The organism is Staphylococcus sp. NWU MK-U1 (assembly GCF_033283505.1).
GTDB classification, from domain to species: domain Bacteria; phylum Bacillota; class Bacilli; order Staphylococcales; family Staphylococcaceae; genus Staphylococcus; species Staphylococcus haemolyticus.
The window spans coordinates 1-516 of record NZ_JAVSMG010000024.1; the positions used below are offsets into that span (position 1 = coordinate 1).

Annotated in this window: 1 rRNA gene; it reads right to left on the bottom strand. The window is 54.3% G+C overall.

Annotation, left to right across the window (positions count from 1 at the left end):
* Positions 1-128: 128 nt before the first annotated feature.
* Positions 129-516, bottom strand: a 16S ribosomal RNA gene (locus SBL16_RS12145); the annotation flags it as partial.

The following is a 516-nucleotide window of genomic DNA, read 5'->3' on the forward strand; positions in this document are numbered from 1 at the left end:
CTCACCCTTATCAGGGGTGCGCTCTAACCAACTGAGCTACAGACCCAATTTCGGGCTGCTTCTTATCGTCTTCTTCAATGAATCAAGCAATTCGTGTGGGAACTTATGGAGCAGCTGATGTCGTCGATTAAGGAGGTGATCCAGCCGCAGGTTCCCCTACGGCTACCTTGTTACGACTTCACCCCAGTCATGAATCACACCGTGGTAACCGTCCTCCCGAAGGTTAGACTAGCTACTTCTGGTGCAACCCACTCCCATGGTGTGACGGGCGGTGTGTACAAGGCCCGGGAACGTATTCACCGCGACATTCTGATTCGCGATTACTAGCGATTCCGACTTCACGCAGTCGAGTTGCAGACTGCGATCCGGACTACGATCGGTTTTATGGGATTAGCTCCACCTCGCGGCTTGGCAACCCTCTGTACCGACCATTGTAGCACGTGTGTAGCCCAGGCCGTAAGGGCCATGATGACTTGACGTCATCCCCACCTTCCTCCGGTTTGTCACCGGCAGTCT